This is a genomic window from Oerskovia gallyi, from assembly GCF_014836745.1.
Classification (GTDB): domain Bacteria; phylum Actinomycetota; class Actinomycetes; order Actinomycetales; family Cellulomonadaceae; genus Oerskovia; species Oerskovia paurometabola.
This window is the reverse complement of record NZ_JACSQE010000018.1, coordinates 4,807-11,975: the sequence shown is the minus strand read 5'-3', so window position 1 is coordinate 11,975 and position 7,169 is coordinate 4,807. Positions and strand designations below refer to the sequence as shown.

Here is a 7,169-nt window from a genome sequence, read left to right as displayed (position 1 = left end):
TCCCCGCGAAGGTGGGCTCCGGCGTCGGGCGCCGGGGCAGCGCACCCACCGACGAAAGAGAGCACCGTGGCTCGCACGCGCCCCCTGGGGGTCAACACCTGGGTGTGGACCTCGCCCCTGACCGACGCCTCCCTGCGCGAGATCGCCCCGCGCGTCGCCGGGTGGGGCTTCGACGTCCTCGAGCTGCCCGTCGAGGACGTGACGGACTGGAACCCGCCGCTCGCCGCGGACGTCCTCGCCGAGCACGGGCTCGGGGCATCGGTCTCGCTCGTCATGGGACCGGGACGCGAGCTCGTCTCGGCCGACGCCGGCACGATCCGCCGGACCCAGGACTACCTGCGCCAGGTCGTCGACATGGCGCACGTGGTCGGTTCCCGCGTCATCGGCGGACCTGCGTACGCGTCCGTGGGGCGCACCTGGCGGATGACCGCAGGCCAGCGCGAGGCCGCGAACGCCGAGCTGGTCGACCACCTGGCCCCCGTCGTCGAGCACGCGATGGCCGCGGGCGTGCGGATCGGCCTCGAACCGCTCAACCGCTACGAGACGAGCCTGGTCAACACGGTCGACCAGGGCCTCGCCGTCGTCGCGCCCCTCCCGTCCGAGGGGATCGGGCTCATGCTCGACATCTACCACATGAACATCGAGGAGACGGACCTGGCGGCCGCGGTGACGCGCGCCGGGGACCGCATCGCGCACGTGCAGGTCTGCGGCAACGACCGCGGGGCCCCCGGCAGCGATCACCTCGACTGGCACGCGTTCCTCGGCGCGCTCGACCGGGTGGGCTACGACGGCTCGCTGTGCATCGAGTCGTTCACCGCCGACAACGCGACCATCGCGACGGCCGCCTCGATCTGGCGACCGCTCGCCCCCACCCAGGACGCCATCGCTGTCGATGGCCTGGCCTTCCTGAAAGGACTGATGCGCGGCTGACCGATCGGTAGGTGCAGGACCGACGGCGCCGGCACGCCGTGGGACGACGTAACTCTTCACAGCACGTGCGGCCCCGTTCACCGACGAGCGGGGCACGGACTCTCGCCACGTGCCGACTGCCCTGGAGGCAAGACACATGAAGGCTGCGCGACTTCCCCTGCGGGGAAGAGCCGTCGCGGCGCTGACCATCGGAGCTCTGGCGTTCACCCTCGCGCCCGCGACCATGGCTGCCGCCCACGACGGACCACATGCTCCCGGTGACGACCGCAAGGTCCTCATCTTCACCAAGACGACCCAGTTCCGGCACTCCGAGGCGATCACGCAGGGCACCCCGGTGCTCGAGGCGGCGTTCGCCGACGTGGGCATCGCGTCCGACCACACCGAGGACTCCTCGGTCTTCACCGACGCGGGACTGGCCGAGTACGACGCCCTGGTGATGTTCCAGACGTCGGGCGACCCGTGGAACGCCGACCAGAAGGCCGCGCTCGAGCGCTACCAGCAGGCCGGCGGCGGCATCGTCGCGATCCACAACGCGACCGACATGCGCGGGAACTACGGCTGGTGGGACGACATGATCGGGGCGCTCATGCCCGGTCACGCCGCGACCGGCAACAGCCCCGGCCTGCCCGGGACGGTGCGGGTCGAGGACCGCGTGCACCCCTCGACGAGCCACCTCGACCAGCGCTGGAACCGCGCCGACGAGTGGTACAACTACTCGGCCAACGTCCGCGGCAGCGCGCACGTGCTCGCCACGATGGACGAGTCGACGTACGACGCGGGCGGCAACAAGATGGGCGCCGACCACCCGATCTCGTGGTGCAAGCCGTACGACGGCGGCCGCGCCTGGATGACGGGCATGGGCCACTTCGGCGCGCACTTCACCGGTGAGCCGGACCTGGTCCAGCACATCGTGGGCGGTGTCCAGTGGGCGTCGGGCCAGGTGGCCGGCGACTGCGGCGGCACCGACTGGGGCCAGTTCGAGAAGGTCGCGCTCGACACCAACACGAGCGCACCCTTCGGCATGGACGTCGCGCCCGACGGCCGCGTGTTCTTCACCGAGCTCGTGCGCGGACAGATCCGCGTCTACGACCCGCGCACCCAGAACACCACGACCGCGATCACCATCCCCGTGTACTCGGGCGGCGAGGACGGCCTGCTGGGCATCGCGCTCGACAAGGACTTCGCGACCAACGGGTACCTGTACCAGTACTACTCGCCGGCCTCGGCCGACGACACGAACCCGGAGAACTTCTTCAACCGGATCTCGCGCTTCACCGTGACCGACGGCGGTCCGGGCGGCACCGTGATCGACCCGGCCTCGGAGAAGGTCCTCATCGAGGTCCCGGCCGGGCGCCTGCCCGACGAGCCGGGCCACACGGGCGGCAGCCTGATCTTCGACGACCGCACCGGTGACCTGTACATCGGCGTGGGCGACGACGTGAACCCGCACTCGGAGCCCTCGGGCGGCTACGCCCCGCTCTCGGAGCGCGACGGCCGCCTGCACGACGCGCGCGCGACGTCGGCCAACACCAACGACCTGCGCGGCAAGGTGCTCCGCATCCACCCCGAGGCCGACGGCACGTACACGATCCCCGAGGGCAACCTGTTCGCCCCGGGCACCGACAAGACGCTGCCCGAGATCTACGCCATGGGCTTCCGCAACCCGTTCCGGTTCACGATCGACCCCGCCACGGGCAACCTCGGCGTGGCCGACTACTCGCCGGACAACGGTTCCGACAACCTCGCGAACCGCGGTCCCGCGGGCATCGCCGAGTGGAACCTCATCCAGGAGCCGGGCTTCTTCGGCTGGCCCCTGTGCATGGGCAAGAACGAGCCCTTCCGTGACGTCGACTACCGCACCAACCCGGTCACGGTGGGCGCCAACTTCGACTGCGCCGCCCCGGTCAACGACTCGATCCTGAACACGGGTCTGACGCAGCTCCCCGCGGCCCAGCCCGCGGACATGTACTACGGCTACCAGCGCACCTCGGCCCCCGGCGTCATCAACGCCGGCGGCGGGCTCGCACCCATGGGTGGCCCGTTCTACAGCTACGACGCCGACCTCGTGTCGGACACCAAGTTCCCCGAGTACTACGACGGCAAGCCCTTCTTCTACGAGTGGGCGCGCAACAAGATGTACTCGATCGACCTCAAGGACGCCACACCGAAGGGCGCTGCTGTCGAGAAGGTCAACCCGTTCCTGTCGAACGAGCAGTTCCTCGCCCCGATCGACTCGACGTTCGGCCCCGAGGGCGCGCTCTACGTGCTCGACTGGGGCGGCGGCTTCGGGCGTGACAACCCGAACTCGGGCCTGCACCGCATCGACTACATCTCCGGTTCGCGCTCCCCGGTCGCCAAGCCGGCCGCCACGCCGGACTCGGGCACGGCCCCGCTCACCGTCACGTTCGACGGCGCCGCGAGCACCGACCCCGAGAACGAGGCGCTCACGTACGCGTGGGACTTCGACGGTGACGGCACGACCGACTCGACCGAGGCGGCCCCGAGCCACACCTACACCGCGAACGGCGTCTACGACGCCCGCCTCACGGTGAGCGACCCGTCGGGCAAGGTCGGTACCGCCACGGTCCCGATCACGGTCGGCAACACGCGCCCCGAGGTCGACTTCAACCTGCCGCCGACCGGGTCGTTCTTCGACTTCGGCGACCGGATCGACTGGGACGTCGAGGTCAGCGACGCCGAGGACTCCTCGATCGTCGACGAGAACGTCATCATCCAGCCGGCGCTCGGGCACGACGCCCATGCGCACCCCTCCGAGCCGCTCCACGGCACGACGGGCTCGGTCGAGACCGGCCTGGGCGGTGGCCACGGCGAGGACATGAACGTCTTCTACGTGCTCGACGCCCGGTACACGGACGGCGGCGGCGAGGGCGACGTGCCCGCGCTGACCGGCTCCGACACGACGCTGGTGTTCGGCAAGAAGCGTGAGGCCGAGTTCCAGACCGCTACCCAGGGCACGACCCAGGTCCCCAGCCGGGACGTCGAGGGCGGCGGATCCGTCATCACGGGCAAGGACGGGGCCTGGTCCTCGTACGACCCCTTCAACCTCCACCAGATCAGCGCCCTGTCGCTGCGCGTCTCGGCAGCCCAGGCGGGCACCGTCGAGCTGCGTCGTGACGCTCCCGACGGCGAGCTCCTCGCCACGGCCTCCGTCCCGGAGACCGGGCTGGGCACCTTCACGGACGTGCGCGTCGACGTGGCGGACCCGGGCGAGAGCTTCACGCTGTACGTCGTGTTCCCCGGTGCGGGCGAGCGTCGCCTGAACTTCATCGAGGCGCACGGCAAGGGCATCTCGGCCACGACCCGTCCCGAGGTCGTCGTGACCGCTCCCGAGGCGGGCGTCCAGCTCGAGCAGGGCGCGATCACGGTCACCGCGGACGCGACCGACGCCGAGAACACGGTCACGCAGGTCGAGTTCTTCGTGAACGGCCAGTCGATCGGCACGGACACGTCCGCGCCGTACACGACGACGTGGAACGCCACGGCGGACAACTACTACAAGCTGACCGCGGTCGCCACGAACGACAAGGGGCTCACCACGAAGTCCCGCATCGTCATGGCTCAGGTCGGTGACCTGTTCGCCGGCATGAAGACCTTCACCAACGCGAACGGCACGTTCGAGCAGCTCTCCGAGGGCAAGTACCTCGTGACCTCCGCGGGTGCCAACATGTGGCAGGGCACCGACGAGTACTCGGCCATCTACAAGGAGGCCGGCGCGGACGAGAAGTGGTCCGCGACGGTCAAGGTCAACAGCCAGGGCAACTCGAACGGGTCCGCCAAGGCGGGTCTCATCGTCCGCAACGACGTGACGCAGCCGGGCAAGTCGCCGGGCTACGCGGCCCTGGGCATCCGCCCGAGCGGCGGCTTCGAGTGGCTGCGCGGCAACGCCGCGGGGCAGCTCGTGACCTCCTCGGCGGCCAGCTCGACGAGCTACCCCGCGTGGGTGCGGATCGAGCGCGACGGTGACCTGTACACCGCGTCGTGGAGCAAGGACGGCGAGAACTTCACCCAGATCGGCGACCCGGTGTCCCTGCCGGGAGCGGCGTCGGTCCAGGACGTCGGTCTCTTCGTGACGGCGCACAGCTCTGCCACGAGCGCGGTCGAGTTCCAGGACTTCTCGTTCGACGACGATCCTGTCGACCCGACCGAGCCCGGGACGGACACCCCGCCGCAGTGCGCTGCGCAGAAGTCGGACGACTTCGACGCCGCGGACATCAACACCGGTCGCTGGACCGTGGTGCGCACCGCACCCGGGAAGTCGATCACCGTCACGGACGGCAAGGCGGTCCTGCCCGTCGTCCAGGGCGACATCAACGAGGCGGTCCCGGGCCCGATCAGCTACCTGGGCCAGCCGGCACCTGCCGGGGCGTGGGAGATCCAGACCAAGGTCGAGGTCCCGCTCGCACGGCACTGGCAGCACGCGGGTCTCCTCGTGCACGTGAACGACGACGAGTACACCAAGTTCGCGTTCACGAAGAACCAGAACGGCAACCGCTTCCTGGAGTTCCAGACGGAGACCGGCGGTGCGCGCACGTGGCACGGCCAGACGAACGTCGCGGCGGACTTCCCGTCGTCGGTCTACCTCAAGCTGACCTCCACGGGCACGGCCATCACGGCCGCGTACTCCGCGGACGGCCAGACGTGGACCGCGATCCCGGGCTCTGCACCGGTCAAGGCGAACGCCACCTTCGGCGTCATCGCCGCAGGGGACACGGGGACGGCCGACTCGGTCGCCCTGGTCGACTGGTTCAAGGTCACGCCGGACTCCGAGGACGACGGTACCCGTGAGCCGTCCGACGAGTTCGACGGCACCGCTCTCGACGGCTGCCGCTGGAACAACGTGGTCCGCTACGACGCCTCGAAGGTCGAGGTCGCCGGTGGCGAGCTGCGCATCACCACGCAGCCGGGCGACATCAACAACACGAACCCGATCAGCCCGCGCAACTTCGTGCTCCAGGCAGCCCCCGAGGGCGACTGGGTCGCGGAGACGCGCTTCAAGGCACCGCTGCTGCACCGCTGGCAGTACGCCGGTCTGATGGCCTACGGCGACGACGACAACTACGTCAAGCTCGACGTGGTCGCCAAGAACCAGCCGGGCACCCCGCTCAACCTGGGTGCCGAGCTCGCGTCGGAGAAGAACGCGGCCTCGAGCGGCGGCAACCGTCAGCTCGAGATCGCGGACACGACCGAGTCGGGCTACTGGTACCTGCGCATGGAGAAGGTGGGCAACACCTACCAGGGCTGGGTCAGCGACGGCGGGGTCAACTGGACGTCTCTCGGGGCGCCCGTCACCAACGACGCCGCACTGACGTCCTTCGGTCTCGTGGCCATCGGCCCCGAGCAGGAGGTCCCGGTCACGGTGGCGTTCGACTGGTTCCACGTCACCACGGGTGACGAGGACACGCAGGCGCCGGTCGTGGCCGTCGCACAGGACCCGGCGGCCGGCGCGTCCGGCTGGAACACCGGGGCCGTGACGGTCACCGCGACCGCGACCGACGACGTCTCGCAGTCGCCGTCGATCGAGGTCAAGGTCGGGAACGCCGACTGGGCCCCGTACACGGACGGCATCGCGCTCACGGCGGGCGGAGAGCACTCGCTCACCTTCCGCGCGAGCGACGAGGCCGGCAACGTGTCGCAGGAGGTCGTGCACGTGGTGAAGATCGACGCCACGGCACCGACCGCCACGGCCGAGCTGTCCGAGCGCACGGTCACCCTGGCCGGCGCGGACACCGGCTCGGGCCTCGCCCGGGTCGAGTACCGCCTCGCCGACACCCCCGCGGACGAGTGGCTCGAGTACACCGAGCCCGTCGTCGTCGGGGACGGGGCCGTCGAGGTCTCGTACCGTGCGGTCGACGTCGCCGGGAACGTGAGCGAGCCGCTCACCCTCTCGGTGCCGCCGGTCGAGGGCGGGGTCACGGCCGAGGTCGTGGCCAAGACCCAGTGCACGGCGGGCAAGGTGCTCGTCAACGTGCGGGTCGTCAACACCGACGACGCGCCGGCGACGATCAAGGTGAGCACGCCGTTCGGGACGAAGACCTTCACGGGTGTCGCTCCGGGCAAGTCCGCGTCGCAGTCGTTCGCCTCGCGCGCCACGTCGGTCGAGGCGGGCTCCGCCACGGTCGTCGCGACGATCGGGGACCGGACGTCGACGTACACGGTCGACTACGCGGCCGCGTCCTGCGGCTGATGCACGAACGGTAGGCGCCCCCCCCCCCGGGGGG

2 protein-coding genes are annotated in these 7,169 nt (G+C 70.3%); both read left to right on the top strand.

The window, feature by feature from the left end:
• The first annotated feature begins 66 nt into the window (after positions 1 to 66).
• A complete protein-coding gene (locus H9640_RS18180; RefSeq protein WP_191792185.1) occupies positions 67 to 930 on the top strand; it encodes a sugar phosphate isomerase/epimerase family protein in 864 nt (287 codons plus the stop codon).
• Between the two features lie 223 nt (positions 931 to 1,153).
• Positions 1,154 to 7,135: a ThuA domain-containing protein gene (locus H9640_RS18175; protein WP_191792184.1), complete on the top strand. Its 5,982-nt coding sequence runs from the start codon at positions 1,154 to 1,156 to the stop codon at positions 7,133 to 7,135.
• The last annotated feature ends 34 nt before the right edge of the window (positions 7,136 to 7,169 follow it).

Excerpts from the sequence above, each read along its gene's own strand:
- H9640_RS18175 (WP_191792184.1), top strand. The coding sequence starts at position 1,154 with ATGGCTGCCGCCCACGACGGACCACATGCTCCCGGTGACGACCGCAAG.